Origin of the sequence: uncultured Anaerococcus sp., from assembly GCF_937934665.1 — a bacterium.
Classification (GTDB): domain Bacteria; phylum Bacillota; class Clostridia; order Tissierellales; family Peptoniphilaceae; genus Anaerococcus.
Window position 1 is genome coordinate 1 of record NZ_CALGYW010000104.1, and the last position, 22,544, is coordinate 22,544.

The 22,544-nt window shown below is 30.8% G+C and carries 26 protein-coding genes and 1 tRNA gene; 1 reads left to right on the top strand and 26 read right to left on the bottom strand.

Going from position 1 to position 22,544, the window contains the following annotated elements; all coding sequences use genetic code 11:
• Nucleotides 1-11: 11 nt before the first annotated feature.
• Nucleotides 12-1,181, top strand: coding sequence for an IS110 family transposase (locus Q0410_RS05615; RefSeq protein WP_299034150.1), 1,170 nt, complete (start codon nucleotides 12-14; stop codon nucleotides 1,179-1,181).
• A gap of 194 nt (nucleotides 1,182-1,375) precedes the next feature.
• On the opposite strand, the gene Q0410_RS05620 is transcribed toward Q0410_RS05615, so the two are convergent.
• The 26 genes from Q0410_RS05620 to Q0410_RS05745 form a co-directional block, all read right to left on the bottom strand.
• Entirely contained in the window at nucleotides 1,376-1,819 is a 444-nt protein-coding gene (locus tag Q0410_RS05620) for a hypothetical protein (RefSeq protein ID WP_299034075.1), read from the bottom strand.
• Nucleotides 1,816-2,874: a hypothetical protein gene (locus Q0410_RS05625; RefSeq protein WP_299034078.1), complete on the bottom strand. Its 1,059-nt coding sequence runs from the start codon at nucleotides 2,872-2,874 to the stop codon at nucleotides 1,816-1,818. The genes Q0410_RS05620 and Q0410_RS05625 overlap by 4 nt, the downstream gene beginning before the upstream one ends.
• The gene (locus Q0410_RS05630) at nucleotides 2,867-3,187 is read right to left on the bottom strand and encodes a hypothetical protein (RefSeq protein ID WP_299034081.1); all 321 of its coding nucleotides are present in this window, start codon (nucleotides 3,185-3,187) and stop codon (nucleotides 2,867-2,869) included. Before Q0410_RS05630 ends, Q0410_RS05625 begins: the two co-directional genes overlap by 8 nt.
• A gap of 10 nt (nucleotides 3,188-3,197) precedes the next feature.
• The gene (locus tag Q0410_RS05635) at nucleotides 3,198-4,472 is read right to left on the bottom strand and encodes a peptidoglycan amidohydrolase family protein (RefSeq protein ID WP_299034084.1); all 1,275 of its coding nucleotides are present in this window, start codon (nucleotides 4,470-4,472) and stop codon (nucleotides 3,198-3,200) included.
• The gene (locus Q0410_RS05640) at nucleotides 4,465-4,884 is read right to left on the bottom strand and encodes a holin family protein (RefSeq protein WP_299034087.1); all 420 of its coding nucleotides are present in this window, start codon (nucleotides 4,882-4,884) and stop codon (nucleotides 4,465-4,467) included. The genes Q0410_RS05635 and Q0410_RS05640 overlap by 8 nt, the downstream gene beginning before the upstream one ends.
• Nucleotides 4,884-5,039, bottom strand: a complete 156-nt coding sequence (locus Q0410_RS05645; RefSeq protein ID WP_299034090.1) for a hypothetical protein — start codon at nucleotides 5,037-5,039, stop codon at nucleotides 4,884-4,886. Before Q0410_RS05645 ends, Q0410_RS05640 begins: the two co-directional genes overlap by 1 nt.
• A gap of 23 nt (nucleotides 5,040-5,062) precedes the next feature.
• Nucleotides 5,063-7,132: a phage tail protein gene (locus tag Q0410_RS05650; RefSeq protein ID WP_299034093.1), complete on the bottom strand. Its 2,070-nt coding sequence runs from the start codon at nucleotides 7,130-7,132 to the stop codon at nucleotides 5,063-5,065.
• Nucleotides 7,126-7,788, bottom strand: a complete 663-nt coding sequence (locus tag Q0410_RS05655) for a hypothetical protein (protein ID WP_299034096.1) — start codon at nucleotides 7,786-7,788, stop codon at nucleotides 7,126-7,128. The genes Q0410_RS05650 and Q0410_RS05655 overlap by 7 nt, the downstream gene beginning before the upstream one ends.
• Nucleotides 7,785-12,395, bottom strand: coding sequence for a phage tail tape measure protein (locus tag Q0410_RS05660; RefSeq protein ID WP_299034099.1), 4,611 nt, complete (start codon nucleotides 12,393-12,395; stop codon nucleotides 7,785-7,787). The genes Q0410_RS05655 and Q0410_RS05660 overlap by 4 nt, the downstream gene beginning before the upstream one ends.
• A gap of 34 nt (nucleotides 12,396-12,429) precedes the next feature.
• Nucleotides 12,430-13,029 (bottom strand): Gp15 family bacteriophage protein, encoded by a 600-nt coding sequence (locus Q0410_RS05665; protein ID WP_299034102.1) that lies wholly within the window; start codon nucleotides 13,027-13,029, stop codon nucleotides 12,430-12,432.
• The gene (locus Q0410_RS05670; RefSeq protein ID WP_299034105.1) at nucleotides 13,001-13,468 is read right to left on the bottom strand and encodes a hypothetical protein; all 468 of its coding nucleotides are present in this window, start codon (nucleotides 13,466-13,468) and stop codon (nucleotides 13,001-13,003) included. Before Q0410_RS05670 ends, Q0410_RS05665 begins: the two co-directional genes overlap by 29 nt.
• 70 nt (nucleotides 13,469-13,538) lie before the next feature.
• Complete coding sequence (locus tag Q0410_RS05675; protein WP_299034108.1) at nucleotides 13,539-14,087, bottom strand: hypothetical protein; 549 nt, start codon at nucleotides 14,085-14,087, stop codon at nucleotides 13,539-13,541.
• Nucleotides 14,087-14,512, bottom strand: coding sequence for a hypothetical protein (locus Q0410_RS05680; RefSeq protein WP_299034112.1), 426 nt, complete (start codon nucleotides 14,510-14,512; stop codon nucleotides 14,087-14,089). The genes Q0410_RS05675 and Q0410_RS05680 overlap by 1 nt, the downstream gene beginning before the upstream one ends.
• Complete coding sequence (locus tag Q0410_RS05685; RefSeq protein ID WP_299034115.1) at nucleotides 14,509-14,862, bottom strand: minor capsid protein; 354 nt, start codon at nucleotides 14,860-14,862, stop codon at nucleotides 14,509-14,511. Before Q0410_RS05685 ends, Q0410_RS05680 begins: the two co-directional genes overlap by 4 nt.
• Nucleotides 14,862-15,242, bottom strand: coding sequence for a hypothetical protein (locus Q0410_RS05690; RefSeq protein ID WP_299034118.1), 381 nt, complete (start codon nucleotides 15,240-15,242; stop codon nucleotides 14,862-14,864). Before Q0410_RS05690 ends, Q0410_RS05685 begins: the two co-directional genes overlap by 1 nt.
• 1 nt (nucleotide 15,243) lies before the next feature.
• Nucleotides 15,244-15,642: a hypothetical protein gene (locus tag Q0410_RS05695; protein WP_299034120.1), complete on the bottom strand. Its 399-nt coding sequence runs from the start codon at nucleotides 15,640-15,642 to the stop codon at nucleotides 15,244-15,246.
• A gap of 17 nt (nucleotides 15,643-15,659) precedes the next feature.
• Nucleotides 15,660-16,703, bottom strand: a complete 1,044-nt coding sequence (locus Q0410_RS05700; protein WP_299034123.1) for a phage coat protein — start codon at nucleotides 16,701-16,703, stop codon at nucleotides 15,660-15,662.
• Nucleotides 16,704-16,720: 17 nt separating this feature from the next.
• On the bottom strand, nucleotides 16,721-17,293 hold the full coding sequence (locus tag Q0410_RS05705; RefSeq protein ID WP_299034126.1) for a phage scaffolding protein: 573 nt from the start codon (nucleotides 17,291-17,293) through the stop codon (nucleotides 16,721-16,723).
• Nucleotides 17,294-17,360: 67 nt separating this feature from the next.
• Nucleotides 17,361-17,447: transfer RNA gene (locus Q0410_RS05710), tRNA-Ser, on the bottom strand.
• Between the two features lie 33 nt (nucleotides 17,448-17,480).
• Nucleotides 17,481-17,654 (bottom strand): hypothetical protein, encoded by a 174-nt coding sequence (locus tag Q0410_RS05715; protein WP_299034130.1) that lies wholly within the window; start codon nucleotides 17,652-17,654, stop codon nucleotides 17,481-17,483.
• On the bottom strand, nucleotides 17,651-17,881 hold the full coding sequence (locus Q0410_RS05720) for a hypothetical protein (RefSeq protein WP_299034133.1): 231 nt from the start codon (nucleotides 17,879-17,881) through the stop codon (nucleotides 17,651-17,653). The genes Q0410_RS05715 and Q0410_RS05720 overlap by 4 nt, the downstream gene beginning before the upstream one ends.
• Complete coding sequence (locus tag Q0410_RS05725; RefSeq protein ID WP_299034136.1) at nucleotides 17,878-19,014, bottom strand: phage minor capsid protein; 1,137 nt, start codon at nucleotides 19,012-19,014, stop codon at nucleotides 17,878-17,880. Before Q0410_RS05725 ends, Q0410_RS05720 begins: the two co-directional genes overlap by 4 nt.
• Nucleotides 19,015-19,018: 4 nt before the next feature.
• Nucleotides 19,019-20,365 (bottom strand): phage portal protein, encoded by a 1,347-nt coding sequence (locus Q0410_RS05730; protein ID WP_299034139.1) that lies wholly within the window; start codon nucleotides 20,363-20,365, stop codon nucleotides 19,019-19,021.
• Nucleotides 20,366-20,367: 2 nt separating this feature from the next.
• The gene (locus Q0410_RS05735) at nucleotides 20,368-21,699 is read right to left on the bottom strand and encodes a PBSX family phage terminase large subunit (RefSeq protein ID WP_299034141.1); all 1,332 of its coding nucleotides are present in this window, start codon (nucleotides 21,697-21,699) and stop codon (nucleotides 20,368-20,370) included.
• Nucleotides 21,680-22,180, bottom strand: coding sequence for a hypothetical protein (locus tag Q0410_RS05740; RefSeq protein WP_299034144.1), 501 nt, complete (start codon nucleotides 22,178-22,180; stop codon nucleotides 21,680-21,682). Before Q0410_RS05740 ends, Q0410_RS05735 begins: the two co-directional genes overlap by 20 nt.
• Nucleotides 22,181-22,272: 92 nt before the next feature.
• A complete protein-coding gene (locus Q0410_RS05745; protein ID WP_299034147.1) occupies nucleotides 22,273-22,395 on the bottom strand; it encodes a hypothetical protein in 123 nt (40 codons plus the stop codon).
• Between the last annotated feature and the right edge of the window lie 149 nt (nucleotides 22,396-22,544).

Below are 22,544 nucleotides of genomic sequence, written 5' to 3' on the forward strand. Positions count from 1 at the left end.
CGAGGTATCTTATGTTTTATTTAGGTATTGATATTGGTAAAAATACTCATGTTGCATCACTTATGGATGATAAGAAAAAAGTTGTTTTTAAGGCTTTTTCTTTTTCAAATTCTATTGATGGGGTTGAAAGTTTAATCTGCAAATTAGAAAATTTCAAAAATGAACTTGAAATTGGTATGGAAGCTACGGGTCATTATTGGTTATCTCTATACTCATATCTTGCCCAAAAAAACTTCACTGTCCGTGTTATCAATCCAATCCAAACTGACGGTTGGAGGCAAGGTATTGAAATCAGAAAGAGAAAAACTGATATTATTGATTCTCTTTTAATAGCGGATCTTATTAGATACGGTGATTTTGTTGAAACTTCTTTGTCTAACGAGGACTATTTGTCTTTGAGAAATCTTTCCAGATTCAGGTCTTATCTCGTATCATCAATTGGTGATCTTAAAAGAAAGACCATTGCTCTTTTAGACCAAGTTTTCCCTGAATACGCCCCTTCTTTTAGTAATATTTTTGGAAAGACTTCTAAAGAAATACTTTCAAATTTCTCTACTCCTTCAGACTTTGAAGATATCAATTCTGAAGATTTACAATCTTTTTTAGATAATGTTTCCAGAAAGAAGTTTGCATCTAAAAAACTTGAAGAACTTTCTAAGAAAGCTTCTAAATCTTTTGGCGTTAATTTCTGCATGGATTCTTTCAGCTTACAAATCAAAATGCTTATCGAGCAAATTTCTTTTATTCAAAATCAAGTTTTAGATGTTGAAAAAGAAATTGAAATTTTACTTGAAAAACTCAACTCTCCAATTACTACAATTCCAGGTATTGGTTCTGTTAATGGAGCTACAATACTAGGCGAGATTGGAGATATTAAAAGATTTTCTAATCCTTCAAAACTTGTTGCTTATGCCGGAATTGATGCAAGTATTTCTCAATCAGGAGAGTTTGAATCTACCTCTAATCATATGACTAAAAGAGGTTCTCCTTATTTAAGACGTGCTTTGTTTCAATCCGCTCTTAGGGCTGAATTTTGTGACCCGGTTTTTTCTGATTATTACCAAAAGAAAATTGCAGAAGGAAAGCATCATTTAGTTGCAACAAACGCTGTTGCTAGAAAGCTTTGCCATACTATTTTTGCTGTCTTAACTAAAAATGAACCTTATCAACAACAAAGTTAGTTTTTGCTTGATTTTGAAAAATTACAATCCAAAAATCAAAAACTTTTCTAACCCTATTTTTTTAGTCTTAAATTCTAGGGGGTTTTTTCATGCTTATTTTTATTCAGTTTTTATCAATATCAATCCTTATATTTTTTTTCGTTTAAACTCTTGACTTTTAATAGTTAGTCTTTCTTTTAAGGAGGTTAATTCTTTTATATACTTTTGATTTCTTTGTAGTACCCCCCCCCGACTGAAAATGCGTTGTTTTCAATGTTTATATCACTATTATTAGGGATATATACTGTGCTTTGATTGCCTTCTTCTAACTTAATTTTGTCTATAGAGATTTTATATTTTTTATACCTATCGACATTATATAAAATTAGTTTATTGTGTACTTGTCCTTCTCTTCTAATATCATAAACAAATGTACCTATGCATTTGTCACCATAATTATTAGCATTACCAAAGCTACCTCCATTAGATACGCTATTAAAAATTTGAATAAATGGGGCTTCATTAAATTCTCCATAGACTGTTATAGTATATGATTCACCGACTTGTAAACTTTCTGATAACGATAATTCAATTAGCTCATAATCTTCAGTTGTAATCTTTTGATTACTATTTAATACTAAATTTTCATTTACAATCATAAAACCTCCTTCCAATCAAAGTCCCAAACCTTAACAGTCTTATCCCATGCTTGGACAGTAGATATAACTATTTCATGTGAGTTTTCTAGGTTTACTTCTGCACTATAGTGTCTGGTTCTATTTTCAAGTTTTGATACAAATCTTTGATTTTCATCTGTACCATCACCAACCCAAAAGAAAATATAATTATCAAAGGTTGGTTCTTCGCATTGAGCCTTAAAGTATATTCTAGCTTTTTGTACAGTATCTGGGATTGTGTAAGTGGTTCCTGCGTTTTTTACTCTTACACCTACTTCTATGTCACTTCTAAATAGTTTTCCGCCGTTATCTACTAAATCTTTTCCTGTATCTGCTAGATGGGCAAGGGCAACCATAGCGTCATTGTATGTTTTTTCAATGTTACTTATTGATGCTTTTTCATTGATTTTTTCATCAAAATTATAGCTTTCTATAGCTTTTTTTGTTGTTAAAGGTGTCATGATTCTTTTATCATCTGTACCTTCTAAAGCATCAAATTCTGTGGCTCTTTTAAGGTCTTCCTCTAGAGTTGGCAAGGCTAAGTTTTTAAATCTTATTAATTCTTCATCGCTAAGATTATCTACAGTAACTATTCCATCTTTACCATTTAGGACTTTAAATTCAGTATTACCATTGGCATCTGTTATGGTTACTAAAGTTCCTTCTGCTTGACTTTCACTTTTTACAGTTGGGCTAAATCCGTCTTTGCCGTCAAAGTAATCTTTTCCTTTAACCGGTGTATATCCATCTTTACCATAAGGAATTTCAGCTTGTTTGTCTCCATCTTTATCGGTGATTTTTATAAGTAATTTATTTGATTGATCTTCGGTATTAATTATGGGACTAATAGCGTCTTTACCTGATGGTATAATGATAGAAGTTTGCTTTTCGTTATCAAAAGTAATTTTTGTATCACGATTTTCAAGAACTTCAATTTTTTCTATATCTAAGGGCTTTCCTTCTTCGCCTTTAATGCTAGCTATATTAAGTGTTAAGCTTTTATTTTTCTTTTTTAAAATTAAATCATAACTACTCATTTCTTGTCACGTCCCTTTTAACTTTAATATCAGCTAATAAAGGTGTATACACATATGATCTATCTTTATTGCTAATTTCAATATCAAGATAATAGAAACCTTCTAAATCTTTCATCTGATCAGGTGTAAATTTTAATGTAGTAACTTCTTTTGTTTTTAAAGTCTCTTCAGTTTCCCAGATGACTTCTTCATCAAGGTTTCTTTTGATTGACATTTTTACAATATCGCCATTAGAAATATCATAATCTTTGTTAAAGATATTTATTTCAAAAGTGTCACCTCTTACTGTTTCTAGTATTTCATTACAATACATATCATCACCTTTAATTTTTAAAGTTTACAAAAAAGCCTTTTTCTTTGACTTTTTCTTTTGTAGTGTTATTTTTCTTTGCTATAAAGTCTATTAGTTCTTCATCTGTCACTTTGAAAGTGTCGGTATCTTCTACCTTTTTTATATCTTCGCTTGTACTTGTTTGATCCTTTTTTGTACCGTTAAGTCCCATTGATGATATTTCTTTTATATAGTCCCTATAAACTCTATTAAGGTCTAAGTTACCATTATAGCCTGGGACTTTTCCTGTGTTTGTATGTTGCCACATATCATATTTTCCGTTGTAGTTTGGAACTGGGTTTGTTGTGTAGTTTGCAAGCCGGAAGGTAAATTCTTTTTTAATAAAGTCTTGAACCTTTGTATTTAAAAAACTAATATTACAATAAAAGCCTACATAGCACTTCTTTTTTTCTAGTTCTTTGCACCAATAATAGATAGTTGTTGATATATCTTTCATTGATGTTTTCATTTGTTCTTCGCTTTCCATATCTACAAAAATTGGTAAATTAAATGTTTTATCTTTTATTAAATCGTAAACAAAATTAGCTTCTTTTATTGCTTCGTGTTTGTTTACCGCTCTTGAAAAATGATAAGCTCCTAATGGAACTTTTCTTTTGGATAATTCTTTGTAGTGCCTTTCAAAGTGCTTGTCTACTTTTAGACTCTTATCTTTACTATAGGTATATGAGCATCTTAATATAGCTCCGTCTATGTTTTTTGCCAATGTGTCATAGTCAATCTTTGATGGGTCTTGCCATTCTGATATATCTATTACTCTATTGAGTATGGCCTTTTTTGGTGTAACTTTCTTTTCTTCAAAGTCTTTTATAGGTCTAAAATATCTTTCGTTATTACTTCTATATTTGTCTAGATAATAGGATATATAGGAGTTTTCGTCATTGTAGGATATACCGTTATTTGTGTAATTTGAGTGTACTATTCCATTTTTCTTATAAAACATTCCTGTGTGACCTGCTGCTCCTAAGCTTGTCCCTTCTCCTCCTCTTATAAATATATCTCCTGGGCTTACTTCGCTATAGTTATATATTTCTTTAAAATATCCTTTTCTTGCAAGGGCAAAAAGGTCTTCTGTATTTCCTATATGTTGATTTTTAGGCAAGAAACCTCCTGCTATTAGTGCATAAAAAACAGAAGATGAGCAGTCAAAACCGGGATTTCCGTATCTATTTATCATTGAATAAGGGAAATTCCCTTTACTGTGATGATGATTTTCAAACCGTTTTAAAGACTTATTTATATCAGCCATTTAAATCTCCTTTCTTCTCTCTTTCTTGTAGTTGCAAAAATGTATCTTTTAATTTGTCTGGGACTGGAAGCCCTAACTTTAAAGAGTTTTCAAATATCGATAGCCCCTCATTTGCTAGATAAAAAAAGATGGTCGCTGTTCTAATAGCTTCATGAGTATGTAAAATATCTTTATCTACCATGTGTGCTATTGCTACCATCATAAACATAAGAAGTTTTTTAAATATTCCTTTCGTACCTATCCTACTTGACAATTTCTTTTCAACTACAGCAACCATTAGTCCCGTGATGTAATCTATAACCGCCATTAAAATTAATGCATTTAAGAATCCATCTACTTCTCCTAAAATGTATCCTAACCAAGCTCCTATCGCTGATAATATCCGCTTAATAACCGTTAAAATATTTTGCATTATTCTACCTCTTCGCCTTCATTATCTTTCTTTTCTAATTCTTTTATTTTATTATTTGCAGCATCAAGCTTTACATTAAGGATAATTTTATCGTCAATTAATTTTGATACTATAGCATTGTAATATTTAATAATATCTTCATAATTTACCTCCATGTTTTTATCTCCTTTCTTTTAGCCTATCGTGCTAAATATGATACTGTTCCAAATTTACTAACTGCTACAACTCCGTCACTTCTAAACTCAAACCATGTACTACTAGTCCGTTCTATCCTTGTTGCTTTTGTTCCGTCTGTATAACTTATATATTTAAGAGAAAAACTTTCGCCTGAATTTCCAAGTAAAATATCTCCTCTATTCATAACAAGGTCGTGACTGTTCATATTTATATCATTATAAAAGTTATTATTACCTCTTGCAGTAAAATTTCCTCCTATTGAAATATTTCCGTCTACAGTTAAAATTGATCCGCTTTTTATTATTAAAGCACTATTTATTTTTAATCTTCCGTATATTTCTCTAATTCCAAAATCTATGTCTTCAGCTATAGTTATTGGATATCTTTCTTTTAAGTTATATTTATCAAATGTTATATATGGAGTATAGTTGGAAGAATCTCTCCTATAGGATAAGGTCATAGTTCCGTCTGATGGGTAGTGTGCAAGCCTAATATTATTAATTGAAGTGTTTACCCAGTTACCTGTTGTTATACCTCCAGCGGTATTGCCATATTCGTTGTATAATTCAATATTTGGGCCAGCTATGTGGATAGCTTTTTTATCAGAGTACCTGCTCCAATAAGTTGTTACTTCATTTACTTTTAAATTTAAACTTAAAGTATCGACATCAATTTTATCCCCACTAATTTTTACACCTTCTCTAGAAAGATTTATTTGAGATATTATTTTGTCGGCATCAACTTTATTTTCTACGTCTTTTTCTATTGAATTTATACTTAAATTAATTTCATTTACTCTTTGCTCAATAACTGAATTAGTTTTATCAATTTCGTTTGTGACTTTACTTCTAACTCCATCAATATCTTTTACAATTTCATAAGCCTTTTCTACTATAGGCTTTGTTTGTCCTGTTTCTGGATCTACATAGGTTGTGCTTTCTGTTATTGACTCTCTTATTTCATTATCAGTTTGTATTCTTTCAGTTTTATATGTTTTAAAAGAATCATCTGTGTATCTTTTTGATGTTTCTACACTTTCTCTTATTTGTCCGTCTATAGCTTCAAATTGAGTTCTTGTGTATTCCCACATTTGTTCGGTTAATTCTATGTTTTTTTCTTCGTCATCTATTAAGTCTTGCGGTTTATTATTTAATATAATTTCATTTTCTAGTGGGTTATCTTCATAAAAAATAGCCTTAATTATCTTAAATTTTTCTTTAACCTTTCTATGACTATCTATTAACCAAACATAATCTAATAGCTTGTATTCATTTTTATAAGCGTTTATAGTTGAATTTAAGTCCTGCACTTCTAATTCAATTGTTAAGGTTGGCCTTGATAAAATATCAAGCTTTTTTTGTGCATCGTTTTTTAAGTTTTGAATATTTGTATATCTTTCATCTTTCCAATAGTAGGTTATTAGTCTATCAGAATAAGAGTTATTTTCTAGATAGTCTTTTCCGTCATTTATTTGATTAATTTTAAGGCCATTCATTCCTTCTGGTATAATTCTTGTTGCAAATTCAAAACTTTCTACGTTTATATCTTGTTTATTTATATTAAAATCAGACATAAAATAAGAACCTAGATCACTTCCTAAGTCCTTTCCTATAGTTAATATTTTATTGTAGTTATCAAGCCTGTATTCTACATCATATTTTTTTATGCATTCCTCTAAAATTTCAAAACTTTGTCTATGTTCTGCCTTTATAGTTCTGTTTTCTTTTATATCTCCAACTATATTTATTTGCCAACCTATAGGCTTAACTTCATTTAAAACATAATCTATCTTTTTATAAGGGTAGTCACCTCTAGTATTAAACTGATACCAATCTCCTATATCTTGATGACATTCTATCCTATAAGTATTTGCTAAATCTTCTATATTTTTCACAATATAAAATTGCTTATTAACCTCAATTATCTGTTCATTGAAAAATAAATATCTATAATCTTTCGGAATCTCAAATTTAATTATATCAAGCTTATTTCTTTCAAAAGTTGTACTAAATTCATTGTAGACCTCAAAAGTTGTGTAATTATTTTTATCATTTAACTTATAAACTAGCATATAATCCTACCCTCAAATTCAAGCCTACAAGTAAAATCACCTTGACCTGTAATTGATATATTTAAAACGTCATTTATATAAGGAAATTCGATTAAATCTATATTATTTAAACCTTGACTATCACTGATACCTTTTTCCGCATCTATAGTTAAGTTTCCATTTAAATTATTTATTTTAATATCACTATTAAAACCTTTTATTAAAATATTGCTTCCATTTCCTTTTAAAATAAGCCTTACAGGAGTTTTAAAGTTACCTAAGTTTTCAATGAAATTATTTTCATTTAATGCAAGGTCATAGGATTGAGTATAAAGTTTGGCGATAGCTTTTCCTTCATACTCTACCTTTTCAAAAAAATACATAGTCTCTACTGATTTTTCTAAGAACCTTCCTTCATAAAAAACTCTACCGTCAAAGGATATTGAATTAAGTTCTAATATTTTTGATAGTTCGTTTCTGTGTTTTCTTATACATTCTTTATTGCCTTTATATTCTATAGTAAAAGATATAGGAGTAAGACCTGTCTTTAGATCACTATAAAATACATTTCCATTACCAGATATAAATTCATTTCTTTTCATTTCAGCATTATGAATTTCTGGATAGGCTAAAAGATGGGCATTATATCTTTTTAGTATTTGTTTTAACTCTATCAACTTCTCCTCCTTTTATCTTTACTGATTTCTTGACTTACTATCGGTGCAACTGATTTTCCTATAATTTTCTTATCTAGTTCTACATATGTTACTAAATCTCCGTTATTCACATTAACTTCGGTTTCGTATCTATCATAGCCTGAAAAAGAGAAGTTCTTTTGAAATCCGCCTGCTATAGGCCTTGCTATATCTAATTCAATATCAGCTTTTGCTTGATCTACAAGACTATCCATAACGGCCTTTGCTTTTTCTTTTACAAACTTTGCCTTATCTTCAATACCAAGTCCTAAACCTTTTGAAAACATAGCACCAACTTCATCTCTCATCACTTTTGATGGTGAGTGAATTGCAGCCGCTCTTTTAGCAGCGTTTACTGCATTTCTCATGACACTAATAGCTGCATTTACCGCATATGATCCTCCGTTATATATACCGTTACCTAAACCTACCATTAAGTTATAGCCGGCATTATTAAAATGTCCTTGATAACTTGCTATTGTGCCTGTCATAGAACTACACATATTTCTAATAGAATTTTTTGCGTTATTTGCTCCGCTATTTATTGAGTTAACAAAATTGTTCATCATTTGTCTAGCTCCGTTTGTTACTGTGCTAGAGGTTTGTTTTATAGTGGAGTTAATATTTGTCCCCATTGATTTGAAGTTTTGTGTAACTTTATTTGATGCACTTTGTATAGTGCTAGACATTTGATTGCCCATTTGTTTAAAGGTTTGATTTGTTGTGTTTGCAATGTTTTTGGCTGTAGAATTTATTGTTTGAGATAAGGTTTTAAAAGTTTGACTAATTTTATTTGACCCACTTTGAACAGTTGACGACATACCGTTCATCATTTTATCAATAGTTGATTTTGATGTATTGCTTACACTATTCATAGTTGAATTAATAGTTTTTGATAAGCTTTCAAAAGACTGATTGATGTTTTTATTACCGTTTTGTACTGATGAGTTCATGTCGTTCATCATTCCATCAACTGTTGATTTTGAATTATTTTTAGTATTGTCTAATGAACTTTTAATACTTGTTTCTACACCTTTCATTGATGTATCAACTTTTCCCTTGCCTAAGTCAATACCTCCTGCAAGATTTGAGGATATATTTTCTCCTGATGTTTTAGCTTCGTCTCCGCCCTTTTTAATTGCTTCTAGTGCAGTTGTTCTAATGTTATCAGCAGAAGTTAAAACTCCATCTTTTCCGCTATCAATACCCATAGCAAAATTACTTGATTTTGCTTTACCATCTTGTTGGTAGGATGTATCAAACATAGCACTACGCATATTTAAAGGTTCTTGAACTAATCCCTCGTAACTTTTACCAACTCTTGCTCTACCAGTATTTAAGGCTTCAATATATGCATCAACGTTTGAATAACCTATATTTCTTAATTGTTCTGCAATATCAGTTTGAGTAAGGCCTGCATCTCTTAAAGCTTGATATGCAACCTCAATAGGCCCTAATCCTTGACTTGAACCTTCGGCATATCCATTAGCATTTACTAAGCCAATTCCGTAAAGGGCTTCTATTGCGTTCATAGGACTTAATCCTGCTTCTCTTAAAGATTGGTATATAGCATATATATTTTCTTTACCAACTGCTGAACCTTGTCCAAAAGCATCAACGTTTAACTGACCTTTTTCATACATTTGATCAAAAGCTTCTAGTTCAGTTAAACCTATATCCATCATAGTTTGGAACTCATTTTTGATTCCTTCGGCATTTTCTCCGGTTCCATCTTGGAAACCTTGCATATTTCCTTTTGCTATTTCGTAAGTTTTTTCTACAGCTTCAAGTTCAGTAAAACCGTCTTCCATAAATTCCTGGATTTTTTCTCTATAGGTTTGACCGCCTTCTTCTGTTCCATTTACATAACCGTCAATATTTAAACCTGCAATTTCAAAGAACTTTTCGCTAGCTTCCAGGCTATCAAGTCCGCTAGTCCTTAATGCTGTATATGCTCCTCTTACGTCACCAGAACTTTCTAGAATTGCTTGAACGTATTCGTCAATACTTGCCTTTCCTTCTTGCCTTAAAATCGTTTTTGCATCTGATTCTGATACTCCGTTGTTAATTAATTCTTTGTAGGCGGTTGATATATCTGTTGTTCCTTCTTTTAAACCATTAATAACTCCTTCAACCATATTTTGGCCTGTTTCAACGGTTGATGTGCTATCGATTTGCTTATTAATATCATCTGGCAATTTTTTTGCTTCTTCTTCTACTTCTGATTTTTTACCATTCCAACCGTCTTTTATACCTTGTACTAGGCTTTTTCCCGCATTAACTAGACCTTTTGCTCCACTAGTTATGATTGAAATTATCTTCTTAATAAGTATTGAAGGGTCTTGCAAAAATGCGTTTATACCACTTGAAAATCCTTTGTGAATGTTAGTTATTAAGGACTTACCAGCATTAAATAAATTTTTAGCACCACTCGCTATTGTTTTTGCAATCTTTCCTATAACTTCACCTGCACTATGTGCTATCTTTGGAACATCAATATCAAATCCTTTTATAATTGCTCCAATTAATAAAGCACCTACAGCAACCAATCCTATAGGATTTGATAAAACCGCTGTAATTATCGGTATTATTTTAGCAGCAACTGAACTTATCATACCAAAAGCACCTGAAATCCCAGAAGATAATTTACTTATTAAGTCTCCGCCTATAGCAAACAATTTACTATTACCAATTTTTGAAATAGATGTTGCAAATAGTGTAGATATTTTTTCTCCTGCTGATTTTATCGGTGCAAAACCTTTTGAAATAGAACTTGATAAGGTTTCTATTAGCTTGCTTCCTGTCGCTTTTAAACTAGATGTTTTTGAACCTATACCATCCTTTAATTTATCTACTATATCTGAACCATGTAACCATAACACTTGACTTTTGCTGTTAAGGCTTGTGATTAAGGTATCGATAATTGTAATTCCTGATTTTTTTATTGATGAGTTATTACCTTGTAGACCTTCTGCTATTGATTTTATTAATTTTCCGCCTACTTCTTTACCCTTAAACAAGCCAAATGCTAGACTTAAAGCGGTTAATATTTTAGGAACTTCTTTTATAATTACATCTGGATTTTGTGCAATACCTTTAGCTATTCCTTTGATGATATCTGCACCAATTTTAATAAACTTTGGAATTGCTTTTATAAAGGCGCTAGATAATTTACCTAAGGTTTCTATAGCTTTCACCGTTAATTTATCGGCATTATCTGCTAGTCCTTGACCTATTTTTAGTACTATATCTAGACCAACCTCTATAAATTTTGATCCAATTTCTAAGAAAGCATTTATTAAAGTTGTAATAATAGTTGTCGCACTAGATGCTAATTTATCAGAATTTTGATGTAGTCCCTCAAGAAAAGACATAATCAAATCTGACCCTGCTTTTATAAATCTAGGAGCTTTACCAGCTATAGCAACTGCACCGTCAGCTATCATGTCGCCTAATACTTTTGGAAGACTTCCAAGATCGTTTTGCACAGTTTTATTAAGCCTATCAACTTGTTTGGTAACCGATTGAACTACTTCTCTAAAAGGTGTGTCGACATTTTCAAATAATGATATACCTAATCCTTCAAGTGCTGATTGTAAGATTGTGATATCTCCCTTTAGGTTATCGTTCATAACTCTTGCCATTTCTTCGGCAGCACCTGATGAATTATATATAGCATCTGAAAGTTTGTTATATTCTTCTTCAGAAGCATTTACTACCGCTAACATACCAGCCATAGCTTGTTTACCAAACAATTGTTCGGCTATCATAGTTTGAGATCGTTCGCTTAAACCGCCCATAGATTCTCTTAAACCTAACATTACTTGATCTAGCGATTTCATGTTACCATTAGCGTCTAGCATAGAGAATCCAATTTCGTCCATTAACTCTTGCATGTTTTTTGTAGGATTTGCAAGTCTTGTAAATGCTGATCTTAATGTTGTACCTGCTTGCGATCCCTTAATACCTGCATTAGCCATCAATCCAAGGGCTATAGCCGTATCTTCGGCACTATATCCTAATGCTCCTGCTACTGGTGCAACATACTTAAAAGATTCACCCAACATAGAAACGTTAGTATTCGAGTTTGTAGAAGCAGCAGCCAAAACATCAACATAACCCGATGTATCTTTAGCAGTTAGTCCAAAAGCTGAAAGCGAGTCTGTAACAATATCTGAAACAGTACCTAAATCTTCTCCAGAAGCGGCAGCTAGGTTCATAATACCAGGTAAACCATCAATCATTTCTTGACTTTTCCAACCTGCCATTCCCATGTATTTCATAGCTTCTGCTGATTGAGATGCAGAGAATTTTGTGGTCGCTCCCATTTCTTTTGCCTTATCTCTTAAAGCTAAAAGTTCATCTCCACTAGCTCCTGATATAGCTTGTACTTCACTCATACCTGCATCAAAATCCATACCAGCCTTAACAGAATAACCACCAAAAGCTGTCAAAGCTCCTGTCGCTACTTTTAAACTTGTTGCTATTCCACTTCCTACTTTTGATGCTAGACTTGCAAGTCCACTCATTCCTTCTTTAAAGCCTGACGTGTCAATTTTAGTATCAAATAATAGTTTTCCGTCACTCATTTTCTTTTCTCACCTCACTTTCTTTTTATATTTTTTACATAGTCGACATAAGGCTTTTAGCAAATGAGGACTCTTTTTCTTCTGCACTTCTATTGTCTTTAAGTGCATATAATCTTTTCATTTTTCTATAGTACTTTTTCTGTTCTTTGCTCATTTTTGGATTGATAGTCATGGCCCTAAATCCTAATATCTTTGAAAATTGACAACTATCACTTAAAGAATTAAATAAGCTTTTAAATTTCCGCCAATGTAAATCAACTTCAAATAAATCTATGTTATAACATTCAAAAAAAGCAGAATAAATATAGTCCCAATCTTCATCAAAAGAATAAATTGCCTTTGGATTTTCTTTTTCATTATCTTTTTTCTGTTCTTCTTTTTTTCCGCATAGAAAAAACCGCATTATATTATTAAATGCAGTTTCTAAATCAATATAATTTAAGATTTTTATTCCATCTTTATAACATAAATCAATACTTTTAAATATTTTATATTCGTTATCTATTTCATTGTTTAAAATTAAACTTGAATACTCTATCCAAACTCTATAATCAGTATTAAAATATAAATCTATACCATCAACATTTACCTTTTTTGGTAGTCTGTTAGTTTGGAAGTCCATTGTTTTTGGCATTTAAAATCTTTGCTATATCACTTGCTGTATAGAGTTTTTCTTTTTTAGTATTAGTTGTATCATCTGATAAGATTTTATTAACCCTATCATATCCGTATTCTTTAGTTATTAATTTATTAGCCTTATTTATTTCTTCCATCATGTAATAACCTATATCTAGAAGATCAGTATATAATAATTCGTCACCTTTATATACGTATTTTTGTATATCTGCCATTGCACCAGGGCCTAAAATTAAATCATAAGCCTTAATAAATTTTTCTCTTAATGTGTCAATATCTCCTTCGGGAGCATTGCTTGCTAAATTAAATATTTTTTGTAAATCTTCACTTAATTTTAAACTGTGTTCAGTTTCATAGTGTAGTGTTCGTGTATCGTTTAAACCTTCATATTCAAAATCAAAACTAATTACTTTTCTTTCTTTTCTCTTAAAAGCCATATTCAACCTCCATATTTTTTATATTTAAATAAATAAAAAAAGGGAGTTTTAACCTCCCTTATAAATTCTTTTAAACTCCTGTGCCTTCTTCTGTTACTTCTCCATCCTTAAATTCAATTGTTAAGATATCAGAAGAATCTTCACTTGCTGTAATATAACCTTCAATTGATTTTCCGTTTGCAGTAAATGAACCTGAATATTGATAAGCTTCTGTTCCGTCACCGTCTGTATCTGGAACTACTGTATAATTTCTTTTTCTAGCATAGAATTTTCCACCGCCTAAGTCTTTAGAAAAATCTACAACCACAATATTTACAGTCGCATCATCTGCTAATAGTTCTTTATCTGTGATTTCTATAATTCTTTCATGTACTGGATTGTCCTTGTACTTATCAAAAGTATAGTCGATTGTTTCAGTCATACCTACTGATGAAGTTCTTTCTGAATATTCATCTACATATTGTCTTGAATATTCTTGTACTTCTTTACTTCTAGGTAGTTCAGTAAAACCTTTCATTCTGTAATATTTATCTTTTACTTCCATAAAAGAAACAAGGTCAGCTCTTAATACTAGACCCTTAAACTCTTTTAGTGATTTTAATATTTCAGTATTTTCCATTAAATAACCTCCATGTATTTTAATTTCATTTGAATTTGATATTGAGCACTATCTGCGTTTGCATTACTCAAATATCCGTCTGTAATCACCTCTATACCTAATGGATATTTATTTCCTTCAAGTATAGGATAATTTTTTTTCCTATTTTCTTCTTCAATCCAATTTTTTAATTTATCAAAAAAAGAAGAGTTTTCTAATTGTTCTATTAAATCTCCGCTCATGTGTGTAGTTGTTACAAATATAAAATTGAATTGTTTTAACTTGTCCCCATCAACGTATTTTTTTATTAATGTATCTCCAACTTCGGTATATAAACCATATTCGATTGGATTTTCACTTAAAAAATCCACATTAAGTCTTACATTATCTAAAAGATAAGGACAGTTTAAAAAATAATCTCTAACACTTTCAATTATAGATTTCATTTTGCTCTACCTCCACAAATAGCTGCTGCCCCTCTTAAAATGCTTTCTTTATGACTTACTTTCATTTTTTCAAACCATTTATTACCTCTTGTTGGAGCACCATTAAATTTCGCCCAATTATTATACCAGCGTCTAGCATATGGTGTTTGTTGAACTATCAGTCCACTACCTATTGAAGTTTGTTTGATCGGTGCTGATTTTAAGTCACCGTCTCTAAATGGGGTATAAGGATCCATTCTCCTTATAACTTCGCTGTCAATAAACTTTTGAACTGCTCCTCTTTCTTGTAAACTTCTTTGTCTTAATGATTTTTCAATATCATAATCAAATGCTAATAATGTTATTTTCATTACTTTGCTCCAATCCTGGTGTACCACATATCTGGATTTCCAAAATCATATACATCGCTGGTAGTTATAACATGAGCATCATACTTTTCTTGATATTGTTTTAGACTATTACATTCTACTATGTTTTTTTCGTCATCGTTTCTGATTATTATATCTTCACTATCTAATTCTTTTAAAACTTTCAAAATATAGCAAGTAACCTTGTCTATATCTTTTCTGTCTCTACTTGTTAAGTTGCTATTATAGCCTTTATTTTCTATCCGCAAGGCATTAAAAGTACCTATAATCCTATATTCTGTTTGCCTATTTCTTATAAACTGTTTTATAACCGTAACCTTTGCATTAGCACTTAATATAGATTTATTATTTAAGTTTCCCATACTAAAAGCCCCTATACATTAAACCTGTATGGCCATAGGTTTCTTTAATAGCTTTGTAGATTATATCATCAGTCTTTTTTTGTTTTTCGGCATCATTTAATTTTCTAGAATTTGGATCATAATATTCTTTTTTGTATTCACCTATAGCTTCTGATTTGAGTTCTTTTTCTGAACTGTTATCGTTCATATTCTCGACTATAAAGCCATTTATATATAAAGATATAATAACACTAGCTAGAAGCTTATTGAACGTTTCTAGCTGTGTTTTATCGCTAAAATCAATGCGGTTAAATGTTACATAGTTAACTGTTCTTAATAAATTATTTTGTATCAAGGTAAAAGTTGTTTTATCTAAATCAATTTCTTGATGTTTTTCTTTAAATTCTTCATAGGTTAACATTAATTAACCTCTCTTTCTTATTCTCCTGTACCTGGTGATTTTGGAGCTTCTAAGGCTGTGATAATTCTTGCTATAGGTATTTGATTAAATGGTATAGGTTTATTATCTCCATCTTTAACAACTTCCCAGTTAGTACCAGTTTTTAGTTCATCAACTGTTGGTGAAAGAGATGCAAGGCTTTTAGCTGTAAAAGAAATTCCAAAAGGTGCATAGCAGTATCTATCTCTTGTATACAATGAATCTTGTCCACCATTTACTTTTGGATCTCTATCAACTTCGTTTGGAACTTTTGCTCCAACAGGAGTATATTCAATGGCTCTTTCTCCTAAAATATAAGTAGTATATTTCCCGTCTGCTCCAACTGGCAAAGAATCGTCAATAATAACCGGTCTACCATTTAAAGAACCTAATTGCATATCCCTTTGAATTCCGTTAGCATCTGTATATTTTGCATATCCTAAAAGTTGTAAGTTTTCTAATCCAGTTGCAACTGATGAGTGCATAAAGGCTGCTGCAAATTTGGATTTTCTTTCTCCAAAAGCTTGTTGTAGTGCGTTATTTAAAGTTGTTTCATTAAATACGTCTTCCTCATAAGTGTGTTCTTTTACAAATTTTGCATTTTCTGTACCTGTCATCTTGAATAAACCTTCAAGAATTGCTAAGAGGTCATCTTGTTTTACAGCATCCCACCAATCTAATAGTTGATTTGCTACAACTTGATAAATTGGATCATATCCACCTGTAATATCAAAGATAAAGTCTTTTTCAGTCCATGAGTGTGCTCTACCTATTACAATTCTTTGTTGTGAATAAGTGTTTGTTGAATCTGTTGTAATATCTGTTTGTCCGTCATAGTTGTCGGCTTTTCCATCAATCATTCCTGCAATAGGAACTGTAACAATATTTCCTGCAACTTGATTAGACATAATTGTTTTTAAGTCCGGTCTTTCTACAATCGCTGATGATTTTATAAGCTCGTTACTTCTTTTAGCTTCTAATACATTCATATAAGTAGTAAAAGCTTCTGGATTAAATACTGTTTTATCAAAAATTCCTGGCATATTTTATTCTCCTTATTTTATTTTTTTCCTTTTTCTTGCATTTTTTTAATTTCAAGATAAGACATATCTGAAATATCTTTAGGAGGTAGATTATTACCTCTCCCCATAGATCTTTTGTCCGCTTCGTCATCTACCTTGAATAAGTAACTATCTGATTCTTGCAAATTTTTAATTTGGGTTTCAAGGTCATCATTAAGATTTTTAGATTCTTTTAAATTATCAATATCAAGTAAGGCCCTTACCGCTTTTGTGTTTTTTGCCCCAGACTTTAAAAGGCTTAAATTTATTGTATTATCAAGCTTTATCGCTTCTATATCCTTTTGTCTTTGAACTTGTGATTCTTCAAATTTTGCCTTGTAGTCATCTGCTTGCTTTTTAATTTCTTCAATATCTAAATCTTTGTCCTTAAATCCTTCAATAGTTGTATTTGCTTCATTTAATGAGTTTTTTAAACTATCATTTTCAGCACTTAATGCTTGATTATTTTCTTTTAATTCTTGATAGTTTTTTAAGTCTAGACCGTTTAATCTAAATACTTCTTTAATTTGCTCGTCAGTTAGTCCTAATTCTTTTAATTCTTCTGTCTTCATTTTTTCCTCCCTAAGCTTTTCAGTTCGTTGCTTTGAACTAGGTTTGAATTTTAGGTTTTCCAACCAATGGCGGAGTATGTAGGATTCGAACCTACGCTACATTCTGTACTAATTGATTAGCAATCAACCCTCTTTACCTCTTGAGTAATACTCCATAAAAAAAGTGGATATAAAATCCACTAATAAGTTATAAAATTATTTCTTCTTCATTTCTGTTTTTTGGTCTCAACCTTACTTCATATCCATCTTTGATTATGATTTCTCCATCTTCGTTATCTTCGATTAAACAAATTAATTCTTCATCATTTTCCGCACAAATAACAATTCTGTCATAATCTGAAATTTTAAGTTCTTTACTCATTTATTATTTCCTTTACATATTTTTTTAAATTCTTTTTCAGTCAATATTCTTTGCATAGCAATTTTATATTTTTCTTCTCTAGGATATATATTTGCATCGATTAGTTTTCTACATTGTTCAGCTTCTTTTTTGGTATAAAAATGAGCATGTTGTTTATATTTTCCATGCTCTCGTTTAAGTAACCATTTTCTTTCCATTTTTGGATAGTGATATATTGATAATTTCATTTTGTAAATAAATTAAAATTATTTGCTTTTAATTTTCCCGCCTTGTTAAAGTCCTTATATAATTGTCTTTGCCTTTGTAATCTCACTTTGCTTGCTAATAACATATCTTCATCTTCAAGTTCTTCATACATCAAGGCTTGTCTTTTATATTTTCTTATAGATCTTTCTATTTGTCTTTGTTTTTGAGTGGCATCATAATAGCTATATTCTTTTCCATTAAATTCAAAAGGTTCTGGGTCAATATCTTCTAGTTCTTCATCTGTATAGGCTCTTTCTGATATTCCTTCAAAAAACGGATACCAGTTGTGGCGACAATTTGCGCCTTGAAATCCAGTCACTTCTCCATATTCTATATCATCTAGACTTAAATATCCGTCTCTACCACTTAATGATACTATTTGACCTTGCCAAACTTCGTGAGTTGGTCTTGCTCCTGCGTGTGCTGTTAGTTCCATAAGATCTTGTTTCATATCTTTGGCATTATCTAAGCTTATTTCTCCTGTTAGTTGATTAAGGGCGGTTCTTACTGTCATTTTTACTGATGATTCTAAACTATAATTTTTACCGCTATCTTGATAATTGATTTCTTTTATACCGCTATCGGCTAAGTTATTTACTAACTTTCTTATTGCTGATTGTTTATCAAAAGCACCTGAACCTATCTTAAAAACCGCCTTATTCAGCTCGTGCTTGTAAAATTCATTTAAGGGTATACTTTTACCTTGATAGACAACTCCTTTTGATTCTGTTATGTTTCCTGTGCCTATAATAAGCTTATCTATACAGGCGTTTATTCTTTTGTTTGCTATTGGATTTTTTATTAAATCTATAAGCTCTTTATTTGCTAGCTTGTAGGCTTTTTGTTCATCTTCATAATGTTTTAAAGATGAATTTTTAATTAAATCCTCAACTTCTACATTTATATCTTTTATATAAGGTTTTAATTTTTCTTCTAATTCTTCTAATGAGTAACCATTTTCTAATAATACTTCCGCTTGTCTTTCTGCCGTTGCTGTTAAACCATTTGACTTTTTTATTCGTCTTGCTATATCTTTTAATATTTCATCTTCTAAATCTTCATATAAACCAACTAAATCATTTGTTACGTTTGCTAAGTATTCGGGAGTTAACATTTTTTTACTCCTCTTCTAGAATATCTCTATCACTTTCTTCTGCGTTAGGTAAATATTCTTTTACACCTTCATCATCTACTCCATATCTCCGTTTTATGTAGGCTTCCGGACTTAATAAGCCTGCTGCAACTTCTTGTATTTTAGCTAGCCTTTCAGTTTCGCTATCAACCACAATAGAATCGTCCCAATCAAAACTTACAGTATATTTTTCGTCTATATTTATATTTAATTGCTTGCACCAAAAGGCTAATATATCGATAAAATCCCTCAAGGTGCTTTCCATTTCGTTTTGGATATCTTTTACTGTTGAATATGATCTTTGCTTACTAGCCTTGATTTCTGTTGCTGTTTTTGATGTTTCTTGTAGTTCTGAAAGTGTGCCATAAGCTAGTCCACTTACAAACTCTATTTTTTCAAGTATTTTATTTAAACCATTAAAAAGTGAACTATCTCTAATTGTAGGTGAAAAGACTTGATAGAAATCTCCATCATAATCTCGTCCTAAGTTTCTAAATAATCTGTCTTTGCCTTTTGGTAAATCTCCGCTTTGTTTAAGTAGTGTCACATCTGCATCAATAGCAAGTTCAGAACCTCTATACTCCCACATAATTCTTTGATACTGTTCGTCTGCATCTTGTATCAAGCTTATAGCTCTAGCAAAACAAGATATACCGTCATAACTTTCAATATCTAAGTTATTTGATTGAGGATTTTTAAAATAGGCAAATAATGGTATTTCTGAATCAATTTCAGCATCTTCTTTTATATCCGCCCATTCATCAATAAATTCTAGACTTATCTCATCACCTAAGCTATTAATATCTTTACTCATATAAGCACTATTTGTGATTATATATTTATCTTTTATTTGATGTTCTTCAAGTCTTGTAAAATAAATAGGATTTCCTTTTTTATCTATTTTTTGTATCCTATCAATAAATACAACGTGATTAGCATCTCCAAAACTTGTATAACCTAAAACTAGAAATCTATTAGCCGGAACTATATCTATATCTATTTTTTTACTTTCAACATTTTCTATATAAGGCTTTAACATTATTCCACCTAATGCTAAACCGTATTCTGTAATACGTCTTATTTGTTTTAATAGCTTTTGATATATCTCGTTTAAGTTATCATCGCTAACTTCGCTTTCAAGCTCTATAACAGTTAATCTTGCTAACTCGCTTGTTATTCCTACCGGCAAATTCAAAGATAACTTATCTTCTGGGTCTATAATATTATTAAGCCAATAAGGATCTCCTTGATAACAATCTAGCCATATTTGGTGATTATTTTGTATATCATTTTGTTCCGCTCTATAAATTTTTCTTATCTCATTTTCTAGCATTTTTACACCTTCATAAGAATTTTTAAATATTTTTCTATTGAATACTCAAAAGCATCTAGAGTATCAATATCACTTGTTCCATCATCTAATCTTTCATCTTCCTTTTTCTTTTCGTTTTCCTTGTATACCGCTGTTGATAAAGCATCAACTAAGGTTTCACAATCTTTCGTATAAAAAAAGCGATCAGTTGCTATTAAGCTATTTACCAATCGTATTCTATCTATAATTTCATTCTTTATTGAGTTTCTAACTTTGATATTTATATTATTATTAATTAAGGCTTTTTGCATACTTTTAATTAATACTTGTTCCGCATTATCTGCATAAACAACATCAACCTTGCCATAATTTGCTTGAACTTCTCTAACAAAATCTATTAGTTGATTATTTAAAGTGACTGACGTATCAGGTTCATATTTTACACTAGCTAAGGCTATAACTTCTTTAAATCCTCTAGTAAAACCTGTCGCTACAAAAGCGTGCTTTGAGTTATTACCACCAAAGTCAACTCCAACTTGTATTGTTTGTAGATTTCTAGGTTTGTCTTTTAATAACCGTTTTTCAGGAGTGTTTGCAAACTGTTTATATACAAGCCCTTCTGCTACAATCCTAAGTCCTTCTATATCTCTTTTGTACCATACAGAATTTGGATCATACTGTAATTTTATTTCATTTATTCTTTCTTTGGAAATGTTTATATTGTCATCGATAGTAAAATGTTGATAATTATATCCGCCAATATCTTTGCCTTCATTTGATATTTTTTGATATTTATCTATATAATCGCTATATATAAAGTGGTCTGGACTAGAAGGGTTAAGGTCCCAAAAGAATTTTCTATTAATAGCTGCTGCGGTTCTGTTAAATGCTTCCTTTATTGTATTTACATGATGCAAGTTTATTTCGGTTGCTATCCACATTCCATAAGAGTTACCCCTTATCCTTTTATAACTATCAGCTTTTCCACCTCCTGCAAATATTACTATTTTTGTTTTAAAGCCTGTTGATATTCCTTTAATAACTAAGGCTTCATTATCTTTATACTTGCTCCGCCTGCATTGTCCTCTAAATATGTATTCAAGGCCAAAACCGTTAGCATCTCCTATATTTAACTTTGCGTTTCCTACAGTTGATCCTGTTGCTAAGTGTATTCTATCTTTGCAAGTTTTTAATTCTTGTGCAAAAGCAAAAACATTGTCTACAGTTTTACCAGCTCTGATAGCACCTTCCGCAAAATTAAAAGTATTATCCTTGCAAGCTCTTATATAATCTTTATGTTTTTTTGAAAAATTAAAAGGTATAGTTTTTCTTTTCCTAATCTTCTTTACTTCCATAGATTTCTTCCTCTATATCTTCTAAGTCTTCAATTTCTTCTGCAATACCTTTTAACTTATCAGTTTCAGCTTTTATTTTTTCAATTCTTGCTTTATCAAGATTAATTTTTGTTTCTCTTTCTAAACCATAGCCTAGTAAATCATTTAATTCTTTTAAAGCGTCTATAAATGCTTTTGAATTTGCTGTCCTAACACCTGCATGTTCAATATCTTTTTGTGATTTTTGCATTATCCACATAAGACCAGTTACAGATTTTTCAAAAGACCAAAGTTTTTGTTCTCGTATCTCTTTCTCGTCTTTTTCTTTTAATTCCTGTAATCTCCCCTGAATCTCCCTAGTTAAATAAAGCTCACTTGCTCTCTTATCTACTGTGGAATCCTTCCATTTTCTGCTACTTGGATAAGCTTCTCGATAGGCTTTCCTTTGTGACAATCCTTTATGTAGTCCTTGGACATATTTTTCTCTTTTAGGAGTCAGCAATTACTCACCCACCTTTCAATATCATTTTATATTTTTAAATAAAAAAGATACAAGTCTAAGCCTATATCTTAATCAATATTTATTTACTTTTTTTACCTCATAAAAGCCTTTATATTAAATTTTTGAGCTTTAACATTATATTTTTTAGCTAATTCTACAGATTTTTTATTAAACCTATCTATAAAAGGTTTTAACTCTTTCTTAGCTTCTTTCACTTTCACTCTTCCTTAAAATTAAGTAAAGAAAAAGCACCTTTTCGGTGCTTATCCTATAAAACATTATTATAGAAAGGGTTCACATGCTTATAGTTTAAAAATAATTAACCTTTTTCTAAAAATAACTATATTATAATAATTTATCAGAA